Raw genomic sequence first — 23,257 nt, forward strand, 5'->3', positions numbered from 1 at the left:
TTAAATTTTAGCGGAAGAATTATGTTAATCATCCTCAGGAATTGCCTCTGCATTTGGTTTTAGATCTTTATTTTTTTTGTCCTTATCTGCTGGACTTTTATCGTTGAGATGCATATTATCAGGAAGGAAACTTGAATCAGGTTCTTGATTTATTTTTGTTGCTGCTCTTTCCAATTTAGCATTTTTAAAAATTTTATTGACCAATTCTTTATAGGTATCAAAATCTACTTCATACGACATTCCTAATCCTTGAGTATAGCCAATTCCCTGGCCTATATACGTAATATCATTTTCTTTGTTAAATACCCTTAGATTTAAAGTTCCGTCATTGTTTACCCGATACTGCACTTCAAGATCTCCTACAATAGCTGTTTCCGTAATGCCGCCTACCGGTACGCCTACTTTTCCGTTAATCGTAATTCTGTCATTTATTTTAGAGGAAACAGTCACTCCAAATCGTCCATCAGTTTGTTGTCCTGGTGTTCTGTCTGACACAATGTATTCGGGTGCAATTGAAATTTTGTCATCATCACCCGAAAAAATATCACTAAAAAGACTACTGGCTTTCTCAAATAAATTATTCGACAATTGGTTTTGATTCACACCATCTTGACTTAAAAAACTACCTGTTGAAAGTAGGTATAAAGCCTGTGTTTGACGAATATCTTTATCTTCTAACTTGTATAGCAATTCCGATTTTAAGGAACTCCCTATGGTTGGAAAGTTAATGGTAAAATCGGGTTCAGGACTAGTCAAACTTCCTTTAACGCCAATTATAACTTGTACATCTACTTTTCGGTTAAAATTAGGATTGTCAATTAAAACTGATGGGTTAGCAGTGGTTTCATAAATTGCCTCTAAATTAAGTTGGGCCGCCATAGGATTTCCTGACCAATTAATAAAACCGCCTTTTTTAACTTTAAAATCTTTACCAATCAGACCACCATATTTAAAATTATAGGAGCCAGAAATCACAGAGAAGTCGCCAAACATTTCAAATTTTCCTAACGTATTTATTCTAAATAATAGCGTTCCATTTCCTTTTCCTTTCATACCATGTCCGCTTTCTCTATCTAAAATCACTTCGATATTGGCAATTTCGGTAATTTCAAAATTGAATTCTAATTCCAATCCACCATAGTTTTTAGGTTCAAATAATTTATCTTTTAGCCTTTTATTTTTCTCTTCGGGAGTTAAAAAATGAATGTACTTGTTATCCGAAATGGCTTCTGCATCGTTTATTGGAATTTTGATATCGGTTCCTTTTGCCGATTCGGCATCTACTTTTATCATCAAATTACTTGTTGAACCAATTATGGTGGCATTACCATTCATAAATGCCGTTCCAAAGTAGGCAGCATCTTCTTGATCGACCGTATCTAATGCCAATAATCGTTTTGAATTTATAGCCAAATCCAATTGCCAGTCGCTAAATTGCTTGTGTTTGATAAAACCACTTAAACTTCCTTTGGTTTTATATTTGGTATCGGTAATGTCCGTTTCTCGAATAATAAATTTACTTTCGGTAACGTCTATAATAGCGTTTTTATCAAAAACATAATCAGTATTAAGATACGGAATAGTTAATCCTGCTTCATTTACAAAGAGCCTTCCGTTATAATCTAATTCATTAAAATCTCCATCAATTCGGGCATTTCCTGAAGCAAAACCCCTTATGTTAGTAATTACGTCTCCTCCTATTTTTCCTAATACACCAAGATTAAATCGATCAAAATTTAAATCAATATCTAATTCCGTTTTATTATCAACAATGGTGATATCTCCATCAGCTCTAAAAGATTCTACATTTAGATTATCTAAATTAGAATTCAAATGAAATTTACGCAAGGTTTCATCCCCTTTAATATTCAAATTCAATTTTCCAAGTGCAATATCATTTACTTTTAAACTATCAATTCGCAATGTTGATGTTGGCTGAAAAATAGTGCTGCTTTGTTTGAAATTAATTTTGCCGTTTAGATTTCCATTAAACTTAAATTTCTCTATATCGGGGGTGACTTTATTCAAATTGACATTGTCAAAAGTGAGTTGTAAATCTTTATTTTGTTTACCATTCCATAAGCCCACAAAATTAATAATCTCATTACCGTGAGAAACAATTAGATTATTAAAAGAGAAGTTACTGAGTTTTTTATCAAAGATAATTTTATTGCTTTCTGGATTCTCTTTTTCGTTTAAAAACCAGAGATAATCCTTGAATTGAAGCTCCGATTTATTAAATCCAACCACATTCTTATTTGCCTTGTTGATGGTATGATAAAAATTCAAATTATAAAAGTCGTTACCTTTCTTTCCGCCTTTGAATTCGGTCCTGAAATTTAACGTATCCTTTGAAAAAGTATTAATCATACTAAAATCTCTGATTTTATAATGTTTGGTTTTAATTGAATCTAATTGCACATAAGCACTATACAATGGATTTCTGTTGTCTACTTGAAGTAGAATATTATCAAAAGTGTTTTCATACGCTACTATTTTGGGTGAGCTAAAATCTAATTTAAAATTTTGGGTGTCTGAACTTATATTTCCTTTAAATTTCGTGTTCTTAGCTAATGAAATATCTGGATTAAAAATTTCGATAACTTTACTATTCAAATCAAATTCGAATTTCAAATACTGATTGGGTAACACTTTATTGGATTTGTAATTGGAATAGAAACTTCCCAACGAATTCTCAACCATTTTCTGTAATTGGTTGAATTTGTATTTACCCACAATGGAACCTTCGATTGCATCAGGAGAAGTGATGGTTATGGATCGTTCTCCAGAATCGTTAAAACTGGAACTGACGTTAAGATAATCTATAAAATAAACGTCTTTTTTATTTTGAAATGAGGCATTGGTGAGTATAAAATCTCCTTTTAAATTATCGATAGAATTTCCGTTGGCTTTTACTACAATATCGCCTTTAAAAACAGCAATCGAATCTTTAATGAAATTTAATTTATCTAAATTGGCATAATCAATTTTGGTATTAAAATCATAGATGTTTTCTTTTTTGGACAAGTCTAGTATTCCGCTAAAATCCATAAAAAGGTTGGGATCGTTTACATAGAATTTTCCTTTAAATATGGGCTGTTTAAAACTACCATCAACTATTATTTTGGTATAATTATAACCGTTGAATTTCAATTGAAAAACATCGCCAGCAAATGAAGTGTTGATGTATTTCTGCGTAAATCCTTTGCCATCAACATCTATATTCATACTCACCTTCCCTATGGTTTTGTCGTTGATCATAGCACCAACATCAAAATTGTCTAATATGATAGTTCCATTGTATTTTGCGTTGTCTATGTTATTCAAATCGGACATATGCAAATCGGATTCGATAATACCCAATGCGGTGTTCATCACAAAGTTGGTATTGATGTATTTTTGAGTAACTTCTACAGTTCCTGCGTAATTAAATTGCCCTAGTTTTTGTAATGATGTTGGGAGTTTTTTTCCTAAAATATTAGGTAACAACTTTGTCAAATCTTCATAATTTGAAGATATTTTATTAAAATCTCCTTTCATATAAAAGGAACCTGGAGCACGTGGAAACATGTTTTTGAAATTGACATCGCCTTTGATAATCGAATTTTTTTGGTCTCTCAAATACATTCGCTTGGCATAAAAATTGTTGAGGGTTCCTTTGATTTTAGAATTCAGATAAAACTTTTGATTTTTATCCAATTCAATATAAAAATGGCGAATATCATTGGTCGATAACGTAGCGCTATCAACTGCCACATCAAATTTGACTTTGTTATTGAAGTCACTAAAATCATGATCGTCTTTATTGTATTTTAGAATAACGCTCCCTTTTAAATAAGATTCAGGAGTTCTTACTGCCAAGTTTTCTAATTTAATATTTTTCTTGGTATAGGTAAAATCTGCAATCAAATTATCTACCATAACACCACGGTGGTCGAAAAAAGTCAAAGAGGCAATGTTGGAAGTGACGTTCGGACCATTGATCATGAAACCTTTCAAATGAGCATCGAGTTTTGTAAAATCAACGTCTTTTGGATTCTCTCGATTTTCATCAATCATCATAAACCGACTATTTTTTAAATAGATATTTTTAGAGGTCATTAAAAACTTCCCGCTAGTTGGTTTTCCATCGTCAAATGCTGCAATAAACTTATCTAGACTGGTTTCCGTTTCTCCTTTGTAATTTTTTATCTGAAGGTAAAAACTATCCAATCGTAAATCGCCAAAAAGCAATTTACCGTCTACTAATTGCTTAAAATCTAAAACGCTGGTTTTAATCCGATCTGAATAAATAAGGGTGTCTTTGTGATGGTCTAAAATCAAGACTTTTTTTAGTTTCACACCTCCAAAAAAAGTTATGGCAACTTCATCAATGTTAATATTGGTTCCATATTTTTTGTTGAGTTTTTCGGTAGCGTAATGTGCGATTTTTGTTTGCACAACAGGCATAGATAGCGCTATACTTAGCAATAACAATAGCAATAACAGCGCAACGATAGTGCGGAAAAGTATTTTTCGAAATTTTTTAAAACCGTTATTTGTTTTAATTTTTTCCAATTATTCTTTTGACTTGGGAAAGAAAATTACCTTTGTAAAAATCTTTACATTTGATTTTCTCAGATCGACTGTCAAATATAAACCAAAAATTGCGCCTTTTATGCATACTGAAGAAGTTTTTATACTGGCTATCGAAAGTTCGTGCGATGATACTGCTGCTGCAGTTTTAAGAAATGATATCGTATTATCGAATGTAGTAGCTCGACAAAGTATTCATGAAGAATATGGCGGAGTTGTACCAGAATTAGCTTCAAGAGCACATCAGCAGAATATTGTTCCAGTAATAGACGTGGCGTTGAAGAAAGCAAACATCTATAAAAATCAGTTGTCAGCTATTGCTTTTACTCAAGGTCCTGGACTGATGGGTTCGCTTTTAGTAGGTACATCTTTTGCCAAATCGTTGTCAATGGCATTGAATATTCCGTTGATAGCTGTTAACCATATGCATGCACATATCTTAGCGCATTTTATTGATGAAGAAGGATATGACAAACCTGAGTTTCCTTTTTTAGCCTTGACCATTTCGGGCGGACATACCCAAATTGTCAAAGTAAATGACTTTTTCAATATGGAAATTATTGGTGAAACTACCGATGATGCCGTGGGCGAAGCGTTTGACAAAACCGCAAAAATATTAGGGTTTCCTTATCCGGGTGGACCATTAATTGATCAATTTGCGGCAACAGGTAATCCAAAAAAATATCCGTTTACCAAACCAAAAATACCTGGTTTGAACTTTAGCTTCTCTGGTTTGAAAACTCAAATTCTGTACTTTGTGCAGAAAAATATATTAATAGACTCAAATTTTATAGAAGAAAATAAAGCAGACATCTGTGCTTCGGTTCAACATACTATTATCGAAATTTTAATGGATAAATTGAAATTGGCTGTTACGGAAACAGGTATTAAACAAATTGCTATTGGTGGTGGCGTTTCTGCTAATACTGGCATACGTCAAACGTTAAAAGAAGCCGAAAATAAATACGGATGGAAAACCTTTATTCCAAAATTTGAATACACCACCGACAATGCAGCCATGATTGGAATTGTAGGCTATCAAAAATATTTACAGGATAAATTTTCCGATTCCTATGTTGTTTCCAAAGCTCGAATAGATTTTTAAATATTATGCAATTATTCTACAATTCATCGATAAAAGAAACGCAAACCTCCTTTGTTTTTGATAAAGAAGAAAGCAAACACATTATTAAAGTATTGCGCAAAAAAGAAGGTGATATTTTGCATGTTACAAATGGTTTAGGTTATTTGTTTCTAACTAAAATCACTATCCCATCTGATTCTAAATGTACTATTAAAATTGTTTCTTTTAAAAAACAGGAAGCATCAAGATTCCATTTGCATTTAGCCGTTGCTCCAACTAAAATGAATGAACGTTTCGAATGGTTTTTGGAAAAGGCAACCGAAATTGGAATACAAGAAATCACCCCAATTATCTGTGAGCATTCTGAAAGAAAAATAATAAAAACCGACCGATTTCAGAAAATTTTAGAAAGTGCCGTGAAGCAATCGTTGCATTGTTATATACCTAAACTAAATGAACCGATAGCGTATAAAGACTTTATCAAAACCAAGAATTCGGGACAATTATTTATTGCCCATTGTGAAGAAACAGATAAAAAATCTTTAAAAAATGAATTAAATTCCAATGAAGATGTTACCCTATTAATTGGCCCAGAAGGCGATTTTTCTGTTAAAGAAATTCAACTGGCTATTGAAAATAATTTTATTCCTGTATCTTTGGGAGCAACACGTTTACGAACCGAAACGGCAGCAATAGTTGCTTGTCATAGCGTGGTTTTTAAAAATGAATAAGATGAAAAAGGTTGTTTTAATTCTACTTTTACTTCTAAATACGGCTTCTGCCATTTGTCAGGAGCAATCGCTTTTTACAGATAAAATCTACACTAAATCACTTGGGTTGGCAAAATCAGAAAATAAACCACTGGTGCTGTTTTTTTATGCTTCTTGGTGTCCTCATTGTGGTGTAATGAAAAGAGAAGTGTTTACCGATGCGACGGTAGTTGATTTTTATAGTAAAAACTTTGTTTGTATGGCGGTAGATGTAGAATCAGAGTATGGAAAAGAATTAAAAACTAAGTTTCAGAATAAATTCAGAGTGAATAGTTTTCCAACATTTGCTTTTTTGGATGCTAATGAAACCTTACTCTACTGTACTTCTGGCGAGCTAAAAAAAGATAAATTTTTATCAGAAGGAAATGAGGTGTTACTTCCAGTGAATCAGTTGCCCAATATGAAGAATGATTTCTTGGCTGATAGTAGTAATTCTGATAAGTGTATGAAATATGTCAGTAACCTTCGAAAGGCTGGTTTAGATCCTACACCAATTGCTCAAAAATATTGGAGTACGTTAAATGAAGAACAAAAACTAACCGAACAAAATTGGAGAATTTTTGCTAATGGCATTCAAAATTTTGATACCGATGAATTTCGATTTGTGATACAAAATAAAGAAACTTATTCAAAAATAATAAGCGCAAAAAGAGTCGAAAAAAAGTTTGTTTACACCATTTCGGAAACGTTAAAACCATTTGTAGAAAAAGCGGATACCCTAAATTATAATAAAAAACGGTTTATTGCCGAGTCATTTCAAATAAGAAAAATAGATTCGTTACTTTATAGATTAGATATTCAGTTAGCAATACAAACCAATAATTGGAAAAAATACCAAAGAATCACTACGAATAATGTGGAGAAGTTCTCTTGGAATGACCCTGCTTTTCTCTATGATGTTTGTGATACATATTTTCATAATATAAGCGATAAAAAAGGATTACTATTGGCTATAAATTGGGGAAAGCATGTATTAGATTTTGGAGAATCTATTGATAAATATGTACTATTAACCAACATATCTTTAAAGCTAAATGACTATAAAATGGCCAAAGATTTTGCCACAAAAGGAAAAGCCTTTGCCGATGTTTTGAAATTAAATAGTGATGCACTTAACCCACTTTTAGAGGAAGCTAAAAAACATAATAAATGAAAAATTTAATATTCATTCTTATTTTAATTTCAAGTTTTTCATATTCACAAGAAATAGCTTTGTTAAAATACAATGGTGGTGGTGATTGGTATGCTAATCCAACTTCATTACCCAATTTGATAAAGTATTCCAATCAAACTATCAATACGAATATAAAATCCAAACCAGCAACCGTTGAACCCGGAAGTCCCGATATTTTCGCCTATCCTTTTATACACATGACAGGACACGGAAATGTGGTTTTTAGCGATGCTGAAATCAGTAATCTGAGAAACTATTTGTTATCGGGTGGTTTTTTACATGCTGATGATAATTATGGAATGGATAAGTATATTAGGAAAGAAATTAAAAGAATTTTTCCGAATAACGATTTGATTGAAGTTCCTGCGAATCACCCTATATTTCAAAAACCAAATGTGTTTGCTAGTGGTTTACCAAAAATTCATGAGCATGATAATAAACGCCCACAAGCATTTGGAATTTTTGTAGATAACCGATTGGTTTTACTCTACACTTTTGAATGTGATTTAGGTGATGGTTGGGAAGATTCCGAAGTGCATAACGACCCGAAAGACGTTCGCGAAAAAGCATTAAAGATGGGTGCTAATATTTTGAATTATATTTTTAATAATTAAAGCGATGATAAATTCAAAAACAATTGCATTTGGTTTAGTTAAAGGTGTTGCCATTTTAGTTTTGGTTGCTTTAGCATTATATTTTCTGTATTTAATTCAGTCGGTTATCATCTATTTGGTCGTATCATTAATTTTAACACTAATTGGAAATCCCATCTTAGATTTTTTAAAACGGAGATTAAAATTCAACCATTTATTTGCCACAATAACCACTTTATTATTTTTTCTTTTAATTATTGCTGGATTAATCATGTTGTTTATTCCATTAATTTTGGACCAAGGAAAAAATTTATCCCTTTTAAATACGTCCGAAATTGAAAAAGATATTTTATTTTTAAAAAATCAATTTGCAGCATTCTTGGATAGTCACAATATAGATTCCGCAAGTTTTTTTAGTGATGCAAATATTCCTTCGGAGTTAAATTTTAGTTTTCTAACTAATTTTTTTAATTCAATTATTGGAACGATAAGTAATTTTGGAATTGGATTAGCTTCCGTAATGTTCATTACCTTTTTCTTTTTAAAAGATCGCTTGTATTTTATTGAACATGCAAAATATTTAATTCCAGATGCGCAAGAAGAAAGAGTTATAAATTCCCTACATAAAATAAATCACCTTTTATCACGATACTTCATTGGTTTATTATTACAATTATTGATAGTTTTCATCTTATATCTTTGTGTTTTACTGATTTTTGGAGTTGAAAACGCCATAGTTATTGCATTTTTATGTGCTGTTTTAAATATCATCCCATATATTGGTCCATTAATAGCCTCTGTTATTGCAGCCATTTTAACTATGTTGTGCAATCTCAGTGGTGATTTTCAAACCGAAATTTTACCCGTGACTATTTATGTAATGATTGGTTTTTGGGTGGTTCAAATTATTGATAATAATATTTCTTCACCGCTTATTTTTTCTAAAAGTGTCAATTCTCATCCACTTGAAATTTTTCTTGTGATTTTGATTGTTGGATTCTTATTTGGAATTTCTGGGATGATAATAGCCATTCCTTTTTACACTATTCTGAAGGTATTTGGAAAAGAATTTTTTCCTAAAAACAAGTTTATTCAATTGCTAACTAAAAACATTTAATTTTGGATTTAACATTATTAAATCCTGAAATTCAAAAATTTATCGACGCTAAGATTGAAAATGATATTTCAATAATAGCGTTGCAAAAAAATCCGTTTCCAAAAATAATTTGGATTGATATTCTTGAGCAAATCAGCGGCAAACAAAAAGCCAAAACAAAACTTCCAACATGGTTCAACACTAAAAATATTATTTATCCAAATAAGATTTCTGTGGAACAAACTTCCTCTGAAAAAACAGCAAAGTATAAGGCAGAATTGGTAACCGGAAACTCATTAATCGACTTGACTGGTGGTTTTGGAGTGGATGATTATTATTTTGCTCAAAATATAAATCGAGTCATTCATTGCGAAATCAACGAAGTGTTATCTGAAATTGCTTCGCACAATTTGAAGCAATTACATATTGAAAATAGTGAATGTATTGCTGGTGAAAGCACAGAAATACTAAAAAATTTAAACCAACAATTCGATTGGATATATATTGATCCATCTCGCAGAAATGAAGCCATTGGCAAGGTTTTTATGCTTAAAGATTGTTTGCCCAATGTTCCTGAGTTATTGGATTTCTATTTTGCTTTTTCTTCTAATATTATGATTAAAACAGCTCCGATACTTGATATTACTGCCGGATTATCGGAATTGAAAAATGTAAAGACCATCCACATCATCGCTTTAGAGAATGAAGTCAAAGAATTACTTTGGGTTTTAGAAAATAACTATGCTGGTAAAATTGAAATCATAAGTTGTAATATAAACAAAGAACAAACAGAAGAATTTGTTTTTACATACGGAAAATCCTCTATTTCAAATTATAGCCTACCAAAAAAATACTTATTTGAACCCAATGCAGCCATCATGAAATCGGGTGGATTTGATGAAATCACAAATCGTTTTGAAATTGAAAAACTACACCCTAATTCACATATATATACTTCTGACAAGCTCATAGATTTTCCAGGAAGAGTTTTTGAAATAGAAAAGAGTTTTGATTATAACAAACACAACATGAAGTTGTTTTTAGAAAACAATCAAGCGAACATTACAACACGAAATTTCAACGAAACGGTTGACAATATTCGAAAAAAATGGAAAATAAAAGACGGAGGAAATGCATATTGTTTTTTTACTACTGATGTAAATAACACTAAAATAGTTTTACTTTGCAGCAAATTAAAATAAACCATGAAGAACATCATTATAACTTTATTTCTTTTAATAAATTGTAGTGTATTTGCACAGAAACCTTGCGAAATTGATGCTAATATTAGCGATAGTATCGGAACTTATAAGTCCACAAAACAATATATGATTTTTGAAAGAAGTTTTGCAGGCAATTCTACTAATATCTTTTTTTCTTTAACCAATACGAATGGAATCATAGGTATTGATGTACAAGTATTACAAAGAAGTCAAGATTTTATAAAAGCAATGTGTTTTAATACCTCATCAAAAATCTATTTACAATTGCAAAACGGAAAAATTGTGAATCTTATTCACAATGACAATGATGATTGCGGAACCTTTATTAGAGATGATCAGAATGGAAACAATAGAATATTAACAGGTAGTTTTTTATTTTCTAAAGATAATTATGAGGAGTTAAAGTCTACAAATGTAATTTTTATGAGAATAAGATATGCTAGTGAAACCATAGATTATCCCTTAAAAACAGGATTTGTATCTGAATTAGATAAAAAAATGTATGAACCCGAAAAATATTTTATGGATTTTATTAAATGTGTAGAAAATTAGTCGGTACAACGCCATTTTTGATTAGATACTTCGTCTTTATTGCTTCCGTTCAAATTGTAATGCCACCATTCCGAGTCGAAAGATTTAAAATTATGTTGTAGCATAATGTCTTTCAACAATTTTCTATTAGCTATTATTTCATCTGATAATTCTAAGAAATTATGACTGGCCTCTTTACCAAAAAAGTCAAATTGAGTTCCCATATCCAATTCCTTTCCATTTAAATCTACTAACGAAATATCAACAGCACCACCACGATTGTGTATTGATCCTTTCTTCGGATTCGCTACAAAATTTGCATCGGGCACTATCTTCCACATCTTTTTCTGAATTGCTTTTGGGCGATAACAATCGTAAATTTTGATTTTATAACCTTTATCTAAAAATGATTTATTGGCTTGTAATAAAGCTTTCACTGTTTTAACTCTAAGAAAACATTCATCGCAAGGATATACTTTTTCTTTTAGGAAATTATCCGTTGTGGCGTATTTCATGTCAAAAACAAAATCCTTACTGTAGTTTTTTAGATTTACAAAAGCATTACTATCTTTTTCTTTTGTTATATCTAATAAAACAGGAGATTTATTGGAATTAAGATAGTTTGATTTGCATGACACGAGTGTGAGCGAACTTGCAAAGCAAAACGATAAAACTACTCTTAGTGGAAACGCTATTTTAGTTAGACTTTTCATTTATGCTTCAAATAATAATTATAGAGTATTACCATAGAATACATGTCTTCGTAAACATAATAACCTTTGGTGAGTTTTTCTATTATTTGTGGACAGTCAAAGAAAATCTCTTTTGCTTTTGTTGAAAATTTAATTGGGTTTATGTAGAAAAGTTCTCCGTTTTTTTCTAGAAAGAAAAATTTAAACTGCATAAACTGACTTTCATATGTCGCATCATTGTAACTATTAAAAATCTTGTTTTTAGTCAATATATAATCATAAAGGGTAACTTTATCTTTTATCAACAGTCTTAAAAAATTCTCGCTACCATCAACTAAATCAATAGCTGGTTTTCGTTTGAGTTCAAATATTTCATTTTTATATCTGTAACCATTTATTTCATCTTCATCTATTTTGATTTTCTTTCCTCTAACTTTAATAAAAGGTTTTCCAATATTCGGAATACTAATATTTTGATAAATTGTGTCCCCAGATTTAAGCACTACATAGTCCGTTAATCTATTAGTTTTATATAGAAAATCATTATATCTGATACTTATGAATGTTGTGTCTTTTTTTTCTTCAACGGAATAAATGCCATCTTCAAAAACCATTTTATCATACTTAAAAATTTTTCCTTTGTATTTGAAACATTTAGCTTTTTTTAGATTATGTTCGATATAAAGTCTTTTTTTCTTTATATCCTTGTTCTCTTCAACTAATTTAAAAGTATACTTGTCAATACTAGGAGAATTTGGATGAGAAGAAATATAATCATAAATACCTGCATTCAAATTGTCTCTCACGATACCATAAATAGTATCTCCTTTTTTATCTATAAAATAATCCAATAACTTCTCTTGAGAAAAGCTATTAAAAGCAACTAATAAAATAGAAAAAAGCACTATTTTTTTCATGATATTAAATCTCATCACTCGTAAACGTAGTAAAACTTTTCTTTTTGAAAGGTCTGATAATTAATCTACCTTCTCTATCAAATTTAATATAATTGTAAACCCAATTGAGGAAAACTACTGCTTTATTCTTGAAACCAATAAGCGAAAACAAATGCACAAACATCCAAACAAACCAGGCAAAAATTCCACTAAAATGAAAGCGAGGTAAATCGACAACCGCTAAGTTTCTTCCTATTGTTGCCATAGAACCTTTATCAGTATATTCAAATGGTTTCATAGTATGTTTATGAATTGACCTAATCAAATTTTCTCCTAATAATTTTCCTTGTTGCATCGCTGGTTGCGCCATCATAGGATGTCCTTGCGGATATAGTTCTGTTTCCATAGACGCAATATCGCCAATAGCAAATATGTTGTCATGCCCTTGAACTTGGTTGAATTGGTTAACCCGAATTCGGTCAACTTTTTCTACTAAAGATTTCGCATCCAATCCAGCAACTTTGGCACCTTGAACTCCAGCTGTCCAAATGACTGTAGCAGAATCAAATGTTACATCACTATTAGTGCTAATAGTTCTACCATCATAATTGGTAACTCGAATGTTTTTCCAAATTTTAACTCCCAAATCAAGTAAGAATTTTTCGGCTTCGGCAGAGGATTTTTCACTCATGGTATTCAAAATCCGATCGCCACTTTGTATTAAGTTGATTTGCATCATGTCAATGTCCAAATCGGGATAATCTTTTTGAAGTATCGCTTTTTTCATTTCGGCCAATGCACCTGCAAGCTCTACTCCTGTTGGTCCGGCACCAACTAATACAAAGTTAATTAATGCATTGCGTTCTGTTTCATCTTTGGTTAAAACAGCCTGTTCAAAGTTTTCTAAAATCAAACTTCTAATATTTAACGACTGCGGAATGGTTTTCATTGACATTGCATTACGTTCAATTTCTTTGTTGCCAAAATAATTGGTTTTTGAACCCGTAGCAATCACTAAATAATCATAATGCAAATCGCCTATTTCAGAAATTATTTTCTGGTTTTTAGTATCAATTTCTTTAACAGATGTCAATCGAAAATAAAAATCTTTATACTCTTGAATTACTTTCCGAATAGGATAGGCTATAGAACCTGCTTCCAAACCGCCTGTGGCAACTTGATATAAAAGTGGTTGAAACGTATGATAGTTGTGTTTGTCAAGTAGCACCACTTGAAGTTTCTGGTTTTTGAGTTTTTTTGCTACAGCTATACCTGCAAAACCACCTCCTATTATAACGACTCTAGGATTATTAGATGATGGAATATTCATTAGGCATTAATTTTCTTCGCGAAAAGCAACATCGCCTTTCCAGTTCATAAATCCTCCTTCTAAATTATAGGTTTTTTCAAAACCCATTTGGTTCATAATAGCACAAGCTTGAGCGCTTCTTCCTCCTGCCTTGCAATACACATAATAGTTTTTAGTTTTGTCTAGCTCGTCTAATCGGTATAAAAAACCTTGCCCTTTATAGATATCATTTAAAATGGCATTTGGAATTATTCCTTCATTCCACTCTTCTTCAGTTCTTACATCTAAGATAGCGGCATTAGGATCATTTTCTAATTTTGATTTCCATTCGCTTGGTGATAAATCCATTTTTGATAATTTTATATAGCAAATATACTTCTTTGCCTGTTTAAATCCGATTGATAAAAGCTAAACTTGTCCCCAATTAAAAAATTAACAAAAAAATAACAGACATTTGTATATACAAATAAATATATCGTATACATTTGAACATACAAAATTTGTAGTTGTAAAAATGAAAATTGAAGACGTGATAAAATCAACAGTTCCTCTTGGTATAGCAAAAAAAGTTATATTAAACTTTACGTACAGTCAAAATGTAATTGGTGATAAATTACATGAGATATTAAAACCCTATGAAATTTCTAGAGAACAATACAATGTGTTGCGAATTTTAAGAGGTCAAAAAGGGTGTCCAGCCAATATGTGTATTATACAGGAGCGCATGTTAGCTAAAAACAGTAACACTACCCGATTAATTGACAAACTTTTACTTAAAAAATATGTAACTAGAGAAGTTTGCCCCGATAATAGAAGAAAAATAGAGGTATTAATTACACAAAAAGGATTGGATATCTTAACTGAATTAGATCCAATTGTTACAGAACATGAAAATCTTTTTGCAAATAATTTGACACAAGAAGAACTAGAACAGTTAAACAACTTATTAGAAAAATACAGAACTTTAAAAAATTAATACTACCTATGAGTAATTTTATAAAAGACGCTAATTGGCGTTACGCGACTAAAAAATTTGATACTACAAAAAAAGTATCCAAAGAAGATTTAGAAACTTTAAAAGAAGCAATCCGTTTAAGTGCTTCTTCTTACGGATTACAACCTTATAAAGTTTTAATTATTGAAAATCGAGAAATCAGAGCACTATTGCAACCTGCAGCATGGGGACAATCGCAAATTGTTGATGCTTCTCAACTAATTGTATTTGCTAACATTACAAATTTTGGTGATACAGATATTGATGCTAGTTTATCCTTAACTACCGAAACAAGAGGTTTGCCAGCTGATGCGTTAAATGGTTATGGCGATTTTATGAAGTCAAAAATTGGTGCACTTTCAGAAGACGTTAGAAATACTTGGACTTCTAAACAAACGTATTTAGCACTTGGAAATTTATTAAATGCAGCCGCTGAACTAAGAATAGATGTTACGCCTATTGAAGGTTTTGAACCAGAAAAAGTTAACGAAATTCTTGGATTAAAACAATTAGGTTTAAACGCCAGTGTATTAGCAACTATTGGTTATCGTCATGAAGAAGATGCAACCCAACATTATGCTAAAGTGCGAAAATCTAACGAGGAATTATTTATAAACATATAATCAATAACTAAATATTAAAACAATGAAAAATTTAAAAACAATCGCAATGGCATTATTAGTAGCTTATGGAACAACTGCTGTTACTGCACAAAACAAAAAAATCAACCTTGAAAAAAGTAAAATCAACTGGGTTGGAGAAAAAGTAACCGGAAAACATTCGGGTACAATTAATTTCAAAGATGGTGTTTTAGTATTCCAAAAAAACAAACTTGCTGGTGGAATTTTCACAGTAAATATGGCTTCTATCACTGTTACCGATTTAGAAGCAGGAGAAGGAAAAGAAGATTTAGAAGGTCACTTGAAAGCAGATGATTTTTTTGGAACTGAAAAATTTGATACTGCAAAAATTGAATTTAAAACTATTGCTACAAAATCAAAAGAATTATACACTGTTACTGCCGATTTAACCATCAAAGGAATTACCAAACCAGTAACCTTTAATATGGCTGTAAATGGAAACACTGCTTCAACCACGTTCAAAGTAGATAGAACAAAATATGACATCAAATATGGTTCAAAAAGTTTCTTTGAAAGCATTGGAGATAAAGCCATTTATGATGAATTTGAATTAACTGTTAACTTACAGTTCTAATTAGATTATATACAAATTATAGAATTCAAACCTCGGAAAGTCATTTTCGAGGTTTTTTTTAATGAATACATAATCATATCTAAGCTCAATACTTCTTGTTTTAATTTAATGTAGTTAACTTTATGCCATGAAAAGAATTGTAATTATTGACAATTATGATAGCTTTACTTTCAACTTGGTTCATTATTTAGAAGATTTAAATACGGAAATAACTGTATTTAGAAACAATGAATTTGAATTGGATGAATTAGTAAAATTTGACAAAATTCTACTTTCACCTGGACCAGGAATTCCCGATGAAGCTGGATTATTAAAAGCGGTTATTTCAAAATATGCCGAAAGCAAAAGTATTCTTGGCGTTTGTTTAGGACAACAAGCCATTGCCGAAGTATTTGGCGGTACTTTAATCAACTTGGATGAGGTTTTTCATGGTATTGCTAGCAAAGTCACTAAATCCGTTACAGATGAAGCTTTATTTGACAAACTACCAAACGAGTTTGAAGTGGGTCGCTATCATTCTTGGGTAGTTAATAAAAATAATTTTCCAGATGTTCTAGAAATCACCTCAACAGATGAAAACGGACAAATCATGTCGTTGCGTCACAAAACATTTGATGTAAAAGGAGTGCAATTCCATCCCGAAAGTATTTTAACACCTTTTGGTAAACAAATTTTAAAAAATTGGATAATAAATTAATTTAAAATTACTGATGTTCATAATATTAAATAACACAACCAGTAGTATTAGTTTATATCAATAATTAAGTACTAGTATAAAGGAAGTAGAGATAGTATTGATGAAAATCAAATGAACTATTTTGAGTGAGTTGCTAATATAAATTTGAAAAATCCTCAAATAACTGGCTTCGGAATAAGCAACAAAATATCAAAAAGGCGCTATTATTGGTCGTAGATTTATTCAATTTATTTCAAAAAACGGAATTCAATCCGTTGATAAATTTACCCAAAATATAGTTTAAATTGTGATAAACAAATAATTGATTTTTAAGTATATAGTTAGATAGTATAGATTTTACTTATACTGACTATTTTTAAAAATAAAGAACAATTCCAACAACCTAATTCATTAGTTATTAACAATTTACCTTGTTTCTAAAAACAATTCCATAAATTTGATTTACTTCTGTCAAAATAGTAACTTTAAAATCAAATTGTTATGGGACTTTTTAACTCACACAAAAAGAGGGTAATTACTGAACTTCGTAAGAAAAGTGAAGCTATTAGTAATGATATCAGCAAAGAAATTAATGAACGTTTTGAAGACCTAAAAACTGATTATGAAGAAAATAAAGTTGTCTTGAAAGAATTCAATGACTTTGTAGGTGAATTAGAAGCAAAACTTTCCCCTCAAGATGTTGAAAAACTTCACTCCTTCTCCACTCGTTTATACAAAGTGAAGCGTTGTGCCAAAAAAGGTGTAGAAGCTATGCGAGAATTAGCTCGTAATCAAAAGAAAGCTACAACCGAAACTAGTAGAGAATATCAAGAATATCTTCACGTGTAACTATCTCGTAAAAACCAATGTATTTCCTTTACTCAAATTAGCGTCAAAAGCATAGCCTTCATAATTAAAACCTTTTAAGTCTTGTATGGTTTCTGCATTAGTATCAAAAATATAACGAACCATCATTCCTCTAGCCTTTTTAGCAAAAAAACTAATCATCTTAAGTTTACCGTCTTTATAATCTCTAAACTCTGGAGTAATAACGGGAACTTTCAATAATTTTACATCTATAGCGCTGAAATATTCATTACTAGCCAAGTTGATAAACAACTCCTCTTTTTGTATTTCTTCATTCAAAGAATTGGTAATTGTTTTTTTCCAAAACTCATATAAGTTTTTGTTTTTCCCAATCGCTATTGAAGTTCCCATTTCCAATCGATACGCTTGCATTAAATCCAATGGTTTAAGCAAACCATACAACCCCGAGAGAATTCTGAGTTTATCCTGTAAAACAGTTTGTTTTTCAATTGGCAAACTATAAACATCCAATCCTGTATACACATCGCCATCAAATGCATAAATAGCTTGTCGAGCATTTTCTTTAGTAAAAGGTGTTTGCCATTCTTGATTACGTTGCCAATTAAGTTCCGCTAATTTTTCAGATATATCCATCAACTCTGAAAGTTGCTTTGGTTTTTTCTTTTTTAAAGTATTTTGAATTGTGTTAGCTTGTTTTAAAAACTGTGGTTCCGTAAAAGTAGTGGTTGGTATTTCTTTTTCAAAATTTAATGATTTGGCTGGTGATATAACGATTTTCATGGATTGCTTTTTTTAGTGCTTCAAAAATACAAATTCAGTACTAAAATAGATATACGAAAAAATGAATTGTTTCGATTTAAGTATTGATAAAATCAATTGTTGAAATGTTAATGTCTCAGTAGTAAGAAAAGTAAATAACTAACTTGCTGATACTAATTCTAACCCAGTTTTCCATGAAAAAGATACTGCTGCTTTTATGTGTACGTTCCCTTCTTTCTTGCAAAAGCAAAAAAACTATAGCAACAGAAGTACCTCAGGAAAAAAGTATGGTGAATTTAATACCTTCTGAAATAAATGCTAGTAACAAAAAAAGAGCTTATGATTTGGGTAAAAGATTACTTGAGACGAGCAATACTTCCCGATTCATTGCATACAACAGTAATGAAGCAGCAGAAAAAGTAAGACCAAACGCTACAAAGGAGAAAATTTCTACCATTTGTATAAAGATGAATCAACATAACGGAAGGTTTTTAGGTATCAATCTAATTGATGTTATAAGAAACAACAAAACCGAAGACATCACTTTCAGATATGCTATAGAATACAAAAAAAACTTTACCAAAGAGAACTTAGTGTAACCGTAAATTCTGAAAATAAAGTATCCGCAATAACAACAAAAGAAATTGAATCAAAACCATTAAAATAACAAGCTGTTTTTAATTGGAAAAAAATGAAATACTAAACGATTCATTATTTCAGTTTACAACTAAACAGCATAGGATTAGTTACTTTGTTTACATCTAAAACTCCGTTTTCGTCATAAGAATTCCATGGTGCGTTGGCAAAGAAATAAAGCTCCTCTCCTACCATTGTTGCTAATGTCGGTTCATTAAACTCAGGCCGGTTATTGTCTAATATCCTGAAATTAATGATTTCATTTTGTTGTTCATTCAATTGAAATTGAGTTATTCTTATTGGTTTTACGCCGTTTTGAATAGCAATCAACGAATTGTCATAAAACACCAATCCGTCAATGCCTTTTGGACATGCCAAATCAGGAAAAGCAAGCCATCTTGTAGTTTTTGTTTTTATATCAATTAAAGCAATTCCTTTTAAATAATCGGCTACAAAGAGTTTACTCTGGTCTTTATTGATTGCCAAACCCTGCAGATTATAACCCTCGTTCTCAAATGAAATGAACTTGGATAATATCTCATTTTCAATTTTGTAGAGTATTGGTTTCCCACTATCCGAAACATAAACAACACCATTATTAGCTACAATCAAATCGCCAAAAACAGCATCTCCATCCACTGTAAAACGCTTACTAATTTGTTTCGATTTGATATCCACTTTAAGAATAGCTGCTTTACCCTTTAGCACTTTATCAAAGTTCTCCATTTCTGGAAAAGCAGCAGTGGCAACCCAAAGGAATTGCTCTTTAGTATCTGCTTTTATTGCCAATACAGAAAACATTGTATTATCTTTTAGCCAATTAATACATAATCCTGTTTTACTATCAAACGAAACTATTTTTCTTTTTCTAACACTTGATGCTAACCATAGTTTAGATTTTGACAAATAGACTAAGCCTTCAGGATGCAAGTCTTTAATACTCAGCGAAACAATTGGTTTTGAAGTATCAACACGTTTATTTTGCGCTTTTTTCAGTGCCAAAATAATTCGATACCCTTCATCCGCCTCCATTGTTTTGAAATCTAAATCAGATTCAAAATCTACAGTGTTATTCATTAAAACCAATTTCCTTAAAGCTACTTGTGCTTCCTCCCAATTACTATTTAATGCATTCGCAGAAACTAAATTATAAGTGTAGGTTGGGTGAAAAGGGCGAAGACTGTCTAAAGTCTTTGTAAGTTTCAAAAAGGATTTATAGTCTTTGTTTTCATAAGCTTCAACGCTTGCATTATAGATTTCCCTTTGTGATTGCGCATTTATTTGTATGCTAAATAACATAAAAACTTTAATGATGAATTTCAAATGTTTCATAGGGTTGAATTTAAATGTTTTTTGTAGGACGCAATATAGGATTTGTTTAGTACAGTTTCAGAAGATTATTTTATATTCTTCATCATAGTTTTCATATTGATAAGAATCTAAAAAAACCTAAGTGTCTTATTTTAAGACGTTTTGTCTTGTTAATTTCATTAAAATCGTTTAAAAAAAGACATTTTGTCTGTTATACTGAAATGGAATACATATTGACAGTTTGCATACATCTAAATAATTTAAAAACACAACTTATGAATATAAATCAATTAACCATTAAATCGCAAGAGGCGTTGCAACAAGCACAGCAAATTGCACAAAGTTTTGGTCAACAGCAAATAGAAAACGAACATATTTTAAAAGGCATTCTCGAAGTTGACGAAAACGTAACACCATTCATTTTGAAAAAACTCAATGTGAATGTCGAATTATTTAAAAAAATATTGGACAGCACCATTCAAAGCTTTCCAAAAGTTTCGGGTAGCGATATTTTGTTTTCTCGTGATACTAATACAATGTTAAATGAAGCCAGTATCATTGCCAAGAAAATGAACGATGAATATGTTTCTATAGAGCATTTACTCTTAGGAATTTTCAAATCTAAAAGTAAAGTAGCTCAAATCCTAAAAGATCAAGGCGCAAACGAAAAAGGATTAGAAGCTGCCATTGATGAAATCAGAAAAGGTGAACGTGTGACTTCTGCTTCTGCTGAAGAAACATACAATGCGCTGAACAAATACTCTAAAAACCTCAACGAATTAGCACGTCAGGGAAAACTTGACCCTGTTATTGGTAGAGATGAAGAGATTCGTCGCGTACTACAAATTCTTACTCGAAGAACAAAAAATAATCCCATGTTGGTTGGAGAACCTGGTGTGGGTAAAACCGCTATTGCCGAAGGTTTGGCGCATCGAATTGTGGATGGCGATGTACCAGAAAATTTAAAGGATAAAGTTATTTATTCATTGGATATGGGTTCACTTATCGCCGGTGCCAAATACAAAGGTGAATTTGAAGAGCGTCTGAAGGCGGTCGTGAAAGAAGTAACCTCGTCCGAAGGTGATATCGTCCTTTTTATTGACGAAATTCATACGCTTGTTGGCGCTGGTGGTGGCGAAGGCGCTATGGACGCTGCAAATATTTTAAAACCGGCTTTGGCTCGTGGTGAATTGCGCGCCATTGGCGCTACAACTTTAGATGAATATCAAAAATATTTTGAAAAAGACAAAGCACTAGAACGTCGTTTTCAAAAGATTATGATTGACGAGCCTGATACCGAAAGTGCCATTTCGATTCTTCGCGGTATCAAGGAAAAATACGAAACCCATCATAAAGTTCAAATAAAAGATGATGCTATTATTGCGGCAGTCGAATTATCACAACGTTATATTACCAATCGTTTTCTTCCCGACAAAGCAATCGATCTAATTGACGAAGCCGCTTCAAAATTACGTATGGAAATTAATTCAAAACCAGAAGAATTAGATGTTTTGGATCGAAAAATAATGCAGTTAGAAATCGAAATTGAAGCCATTAAACGCGAAAATGACGAAAGTAAAATGAAAGTTTTATTACTCGACTTGGCAAATCTTAAAGAAGAACGAAATGAAATCTTTACCAAATGGAAATCGGAAAAAGACATCGTCGATAATATACAAACGGTAAAACAAGAAATAGAAGATTTTAAATATGAAGCCGAACGTGCCGAACGCGATGGCGATTACGGAAAAGTTGCCGAAATTCGTTACGGAAAAATTAAAGAAGCGCAAGAACGTTTGGATAAATTTCAAAATGAATTATTGGAAAAACAGGACGGAAATTCATTAATCAAAGAAGAAGTAACCCGAGAAGATATTGCAGAAGTAGTGGCGAAATGGACTGGAGTTCCAGTGATGAAAATGCTTCAAGGTGAAAGAGAAAAACTTTTGAAACTTGAAGACGAGTTACACCACCGCGTTGTTGGTCAGGAAGAAGCTATTGAAGCCATCAGTGATGCTGTACGTCGAAGTCGTGCTGGTTTACAAGACATGAAAAAACCTATCGGAACGTTCTTGTTTTTGGGAACTACAGGAGTAGGTAAAACCGAATTGGCAAAAGCATTAGCGGAATATTTATTTGATGATGAAAACGCCATGACGCGTATCGACATGAGTGAGTATCAAGAACGACATAGTGTTAGCCGATTAGTAGGTGCGCCTCCTGGTTATGTCGGCTATGACGAAGGCGGACAATTAACCGAAGCAGTCCGCAGAAAACCGTATTCTGTAATCTTATTAGACGAAATTGAAAAAGCACATCCAGATACGTTTAATATCTTGTTACAGGTTTTAGACGAAGGACGCTTGACAGACAACAAAGGACGATTAGCCGATTTTAAAAACACGATTATTATCATGACTTCCAATATGGGAAGTGCCATCATTCAAGAGAAATTTGAAAACCTTAAAGGTAGTATTGAAGCGGCCACCGAAACTGCTAAAACAGAAGTGTTGGGATTATTGAAACAAACGGTTCGTCCTGAATTCATAAATCGAATTGATGAAATTGTAATGTTTACTCCACTAAGTAATACTGATATTACAAAGATTGTTGGTTTGCAATTGAAAAACGTCATCAAGATGTTGGCCAAACAAAATATCACTTTAGATGCTACTTCAGAAGCTATTGACTACCTAGCTCAAAAAGGATATGATCCTCAATTTGGTGCGCGTCCAGTAAAAAGAGTCATTCAAAGAGAAGTGTTAAACCAACTTTCGAAGGAAATCCTTGCCGGAAAAATTGCTACTGATAGCATCATATTGCTGGATAGTTTTGATGGACAATTGGTTTTCAGAAATCAAAGTGACCTTGTTTCCTAAACGTTATCTTTAATTT

Annotated in this window: 21 protein-coding genes; 14 read left to right on the forward strand and 7 right to left on the reverse strand. The window is 31.7% G+C overall.

Annotated elements, in window-relative coordinates:
• Nucleotides 1–24: 24 nt before the first annotated feature.
• On the reverse strand, nucleotides 25–4,449 hold the full coding sequence (locus ACIQ2L_RS06745; protein WP_396157382.1) for a translocation/assembly module TamB domain-containing protein: 4,425 nt from the start codon (nucleotides 4,447–4,449) through the stop codon (nucleotides 25–27).
• 208 nt (nucleotides 4,450–4,657) lie between these two features.
• Here ACIQ2L_RS06745 and tsaD point away from each other — a divergent pair, with 208 nt between their 5' ends.
• Genes tsaD through ACIQ2L_RS06780 form a run of 7 tightly spaced genes read left to right on the forward strand, consistent with a single transcriptional unit; the run spans nucleotide 4,658 to nucleotide 11,067 of the window.
• Nucleotides 4,658–5,680 carry a tRNA (adenosine(37)-N6)-threonylcarbamoyltransferase complex transferase subunit TsaD gene (tsaD, locus tag ACIQ2L_RS06750; RefSeq protein WP_396157384.1) on the forward strand — a complete coding sequence of 341 codons (1,023 nt, stop codon included), beginning with the start codon at nucleotides 4,658–4,660 and terminating at the stop codon, nucleotides 5,678–5,680.
• 5 nt (nucleotides 5,681–5,685) lie between these two features.
• The gene (locus tag ACIQ2L_RS06755) at nucleotides 5,686–6,390 is read left to right on the forward strand and encodes a 16S rRNA (uracil(1498)-N(3))-methyltransferase (protein ID WP_396157385.1); all 705 of its coding nucleotides are present in this window, start codon (nucleotides 5,686–5,688) and stop codon (nucleotides 6,388–6,390) included.
• Nucleotide 6,391: 1 nt separating this feature from the next.
• A complete protein-coding gene (locus ACIQ2L_RS06760) occupies nucleotides 6,392–7,582 on the forward strand; it encodes a thioredoxin family protein (RefSeq protein WP_396157386.1) in 1,191 nt (396 codons plus the stop codon).
• Complete coding sequence (locus ACIQ2L_RS06765) at nucleotides 7,579–8,217, forward strand: DUF4159 domain-containing protein (protein WP_396157387.1); 639 nt, start codon at nucleotides 7,579–7,581, stop codon at nucleotides 8,215–8,217. The genes ACIQ2L_RS06760 and ACIQ2L_RS06765 overlap by 4 nt, the downstream gene beginning before the upstream one ends.
• Before the next feature lie 4 nt (nucleotides 8,218–8,221).
• Complete coding sequence (locus ACIQ2L_RS06770) at nucleotides 8,222–9,313, forward strand: AI-2E family transporter (RefSeq protein ID WP_396157389.1); 1,092 nt, start codon at nucleotides 8,222–8,224, stop codon at nucleotides 9,311–9,313.
• Nucleotides 9,314–9,315: 2 nt separating this feature from the next.
• Nucleotides 9,316–10,494, forward strand: coding sequence for a class I SAM-dependent methyltransferase (locus ACIQ2L_RS06775; RefSeq protein ID WP_396157390.1), 1,179 nt, complete (start codon nucleotides 9,316–9,318; stop codon nucleotides 10,492–10,494).
• Nucleotides 10,495–10,497: 3 nt separating this feature from the next.
• Nucleotides 10,498–11,067, forward strand: coding sequence for a hypothetical protein (locus ACIQ2L_RS06780; protein WP_396157391.1), 570 nt, complete (start codon nucleotides 10,498–10,500; stop codon nucleotides 11,065–11,067).
• Here the strand turns inward: ACIQ2L_RS06780 and ACIQ2L_RS06785 are convergent.
• The 4 genes from ACIQ2L_RS06785 to ACIQ2L_RS06800 are packed head-to-tail and all read right to left on the reverse strand — an operon-like array spanning nucleotide 11,064 to nucleotide 14,291.
• Nucleotides 11,064–11,759 (reverse strand): M15 family metallopeptidase, encoded by a 696-nt coding sequence (locus ACIQ2L_RS06785; RefSeq protein WP_396157392.1) that lies wholly within the window; start codon nucleotides 11,757–11,759, stop codon nucleotides 11,064–11,066. The two genes, ACIQ2L_RS06780 and ACIQ2L_RS06785, sit on opposite strands and share 4 nt — an antisense overlap.
• Complete coding sequence (locus tag ACIQ2L_RS06790; protein WP_396157393.1) at nucleotides 11,756–12,655, reverse strand: hypothetical protein; 900 nt, start codon at nucleotides 12,653–12,655, stop codon at nucleotides 11,756–11,758. Before ACIQ2L_RS06790 ends, ACIQ2L_RS06785 begins: the two co-directional genes overlap by 4 nt.
• A 4-nt stretch (nucleotides 12,656–12,659) precedes the next feature.
• Nucleotides 12,660–13,964, reverse strand: a complete 1,305-nt coding sequence (locus ACIQ2L_RS06795; protein WP_396157394.1) for an NAD(P)/FAD-dependent oxidoreductase — start codon at nucleotides 13,962–13,964, stop codon at nucleotides 12,660–12,662.
• Between the two features lie 6 nt (nucleotides 13,965–13,970).
• The gene (locus tag ACIQ2L_RS06800; protein ID WP_396157395.1) at nucleotides 13,971–14,291 is read right to left on the reverse strand and encodes a rhodanese-like domain-containing protein; all 321 of its coding nucleotides are present in this window, start codon (nucleotides 14,289–14,291) and stop codon (nucleotides 13,971–13,973) included.
• Nucleotides 14,292–14,457: 166 nt separating this feature from the next.
• Here ACIQ2L_RS06800 and ACIQ2L_RS06805 point away from each other — a divergent pair, with 166 nt between their 5' ends.
• The 5 genes from ACIQ2L_RS06805 to ACIQ2L_RS06825 all read left to right on the forward strand — a co-directional run bounded on the left by ACIQ2L_RS06805 (nucleotide 14,458) and on the right by ACIQ2L_RS06825 (nucleotide 17,677).
• Nucleotides 14,458–14,919 (forward strand): MarR family winged helix-turn-helix transcriptional regulator, encoded by a 462-nt coding sequence (locus ACIQ2L_RS06805; RefSeq protein WP_396157396.1) that lies wholly within the window; start codon nucleotides 14,458–14,460, stop codon nucleotides 14,917–14,919.
• An 8-nt stretch (nucleotides 14,920–14,927) separates the two neighbouring features.
• Nucleotides 14,928–15,560, forward strand: coding sequence for an NAD(P)H-dependent oxidoreductase (locus tag ACIQ2L_RS06810; protein WP_396157398.1), 633 nt, complete (start codon nucleotides 14,928–14,930; stop codon nucleotides 15,558–15,560).
• Nucleotides 15,561–15,582: 22 nt separating this feature from the next.
• A complete protein-coding gene (locus ACIQ2L_RS06815) occupies nucleotides 15,583–16,152 on the forward strand; it encodes a YceI family protein (protein WP_396157399.1) in 570 nt (189 codons plus the stop codon).
• Nucleotides 16,153–16,279: 127 nt separating this feature from the next.
• Entirely contained in the window at nucleotides 16,280–16,849 is a 570-nt protein-coding gene (locus tag ACIQ2L_RS06820; protein ID WP_396157400.1) for an anthranilate synthase component II, read from the forward strand.
• A gap of 480 nt (nucleotides 16,850–17,329) precedes the next feature.
• Nucleotides 17,330–17,677, forward strand: coding sequence for a hypothetical protein (locus tag ACIQ2L_RS06825; protein ID WP_396157401.1), 348 nt, complete (start codon nucleotides 17,330–17,332; stop codon nucleotides 17,675–17,677).
• On the opposite strand, the gene yaaA is transcribed toward ACIQ2L_RS06825, so the two are convergent.
• A complete protein-coding gene (yaaA, locus tag ACIQ2L_RS06830) occupies nucleotides 17,678–18,436 on the reverse strand; it encodes a peroxide stress protein YaaA (protein ID WP_396157402.1) in 759 nt (252 codons plus the stop codon).
• 266 nt (nucleotides 18,437–18,702) lie between these two features.
• On the opposite strand from yaaA, the gene ACIQ2L_RS06835 reads away from it, so the two are divergent.
• Complete coding sequence (locus tag ACIQ2L_RS06835; protein ID WP_396157403.1) at nucleotides 18,703–19,014, forward strand: hypothetical protein; 312 nt, start codon at nucleotides 18,703–18,705, stop codon at nucleotides 19,012–19,014.
• Between the two features lie 112 nt (nucleotides 19,015–19,126).
• On the opposite strand, the gene ACIQ2L_RS06840 is transcribed toward ACIQ2L_RS06835, so the two are convergent.
• A complete protein-coding gene (locus ACIQ2L_RS06840) occupies nucleotides 19,127–20,383 on the reverse strand; it encodes a YncE family protein (protein ID WP_396157404.1) in 1,257 nt (418 codons plus the stop codon).
• Between the two features lie 254 nt (nucleotides 20,384–20,637).
• Here ACIQ2L_RS06840 and clpB point away from each other — a divergent pair, with 254 nt between their 5' ends.
• Nucleotides 20,638–23,241 carry an ATP-dependent chaperone ClpB gene (gene clpB / locus ACIQ2L_RS06845; protein ID WP_396157405.1) on the forward strand — a complete coding sequence of 868 codons (2,604 nt, stop codon included), beginning with the start codon at nucleotides 20,638–20,640 and terminating at the stop codon, nucleotides 23,239–23,241.
• The last annotated feature ends 16 nt before the right edge of the window (nucleotides 23,242–23,257 follow it).

This window comes from Flavobacterium sp., assembly GCF_044369455.1.
In the GTDB taxonomy this organism is placed as follows: Bacteria; Bacteroidota; Bacteroidia; order Flavobacteriales; family Flavobacteriaceae; genus Flavobacterium.

Bases quoted from the DNA above. Each gene is read 5' to 3' on its own strand.
- ACIQ2L_RS06745 (WP_396157382.1), bottom strand. From the start codon at position 4,449: ATGCCTGTTGTGCAAACAAAAATCGCACATTACGCTACCGAAAAACTC.
- tsaD (WP_396157384.1), top strand. From the start codon at position 4,658: ATGCATACTGAAGAAGTTTTTATACTGGCTATCGAAAGTTCGTGCGAT.
- ACIQ2L_RS06755 (WP_396157385.1), top strand. From the start codon at position 5,686: ATGCAATTATTCTACAATTCATCGATAAAAGAAACGCAAACCTCCTTT.
- ACIQ2L_RS06760 (WP_396157386.1), top strand. From the start codon at position 6,392: ATGAAAAAGGTTGTTTTAATTCTACTTTTACTTCTAAATACGGCTTCT.
- ACIQ2L_RS06765 (WP_396157387.1), top strand. From the start codon at position 7,579: ATGAAAAATTTAATATTCATTCTTATTTTAATTTCAAGTTTTTCATAT.
- ACIQ2L_RS06770 (WP_396157389.1), top strand. From the start codon at position 8,222: ATGATAAATTCAAAAACAATTGCATTTGGTTTAGTTAAAGGTGTTGCC.
- ACIQ2L_RS06780 (WP_396157391.1), top strand. From the start codon at position 10,498: ATGAAGAACATCATTATAACTTTATTTCTTTTAATAAATTGTAGTGTA.
- ACIQ2L_RS06785 (WP_396157392.1), bottom strand. From the start codon at position 11,759: ATGAAAAGTCTAACTAAAATAGCGTTTCCACTAAGAGTAGTTTTATCG.
- ACIQ2L_RS06790 (WP_396157393.1), bottom strand. From the start codon at position 12,655: ATGAAAAAAATAGTGCTTTTTTCTATTTTATTAGTTGCTTTTAATAGC.
- ACIQ2L_RS06795 (WP_396157394.1), bottom strand. From the start codon at position 13,964: ATGAATATTCCATCATCTAATAATCCTAGAGTCGTTATAATAGGAGGT.
- ACIQ2L_RS06800 (WP_396157395.1), bottom strand. From the start codon at position 14,291: ATGGATTTATCACCAAGCGAATGGAAATCAAAATTAGAAAATGATCCT.
- ACIQ2L_RS06805 (WP_396157396.1), top strand. From the start codon at position 14,458: ATGAAAATTGAAGACGTGATAAAATCAACAGTTCCTCTTGGTATAGCA.
- ACIQ2L_RS06810 (WP_396157398.1), top strand. From the start codon at position 14,928: ATGAGTAATTTTATAAAAGACGCTAATTGGCGTTACGCGACTAAAAAA.
- ACIQ2L_RS06815 (WP_396157399.1), top strand. From the start codon at position 15,583: ATGAAAAATTTAAAAACAATCGCAATGGCATTATTAGTAGCTTATGGA.
- ACIQ2L_RS06820 (WP_396157400.1), top strand. From the start codon at position 16,280: ATGAAAAGAATTGTAATTATTGACAATTATGATAGCTTTACTTTCAAC.
- ACIQ2L_RS06825 (WP_396157401.1), top strand. From the start codon at position 17,330: ATGGGACTTTTTAACTCACACAAAAAGAGGGTAATTACTGAACTTCGT.
- yaaA (WP_396157402.1), bottom strand. From the start codon at position 18,436: ATGAAAATCGTTATATCACCAGCCAAATCATTAAATTTTGAAAAAGAA.
- ACIQ2L_RS06835 (WP_396157403.1), top strand. From the start codon at position 18,703: ATGGTGAATTTAATACCTTCTGAAATAAATGCTAGTAACAAAAAAAGA.
- ACIQ2L_RS06840 (WP_396157404.1), bottom strand. From the start codon at position 20,383: ATGAAACATTTGAAATTCATCATTAAAGTTTTTATGTTATTTAGCATA.
- clpB (WP_396157405.1), top strand. From the start codon at position 20,638: ATGAATATAAATCAATTAACCATTAAATCGCAAGAGGCGTTGCAACAA.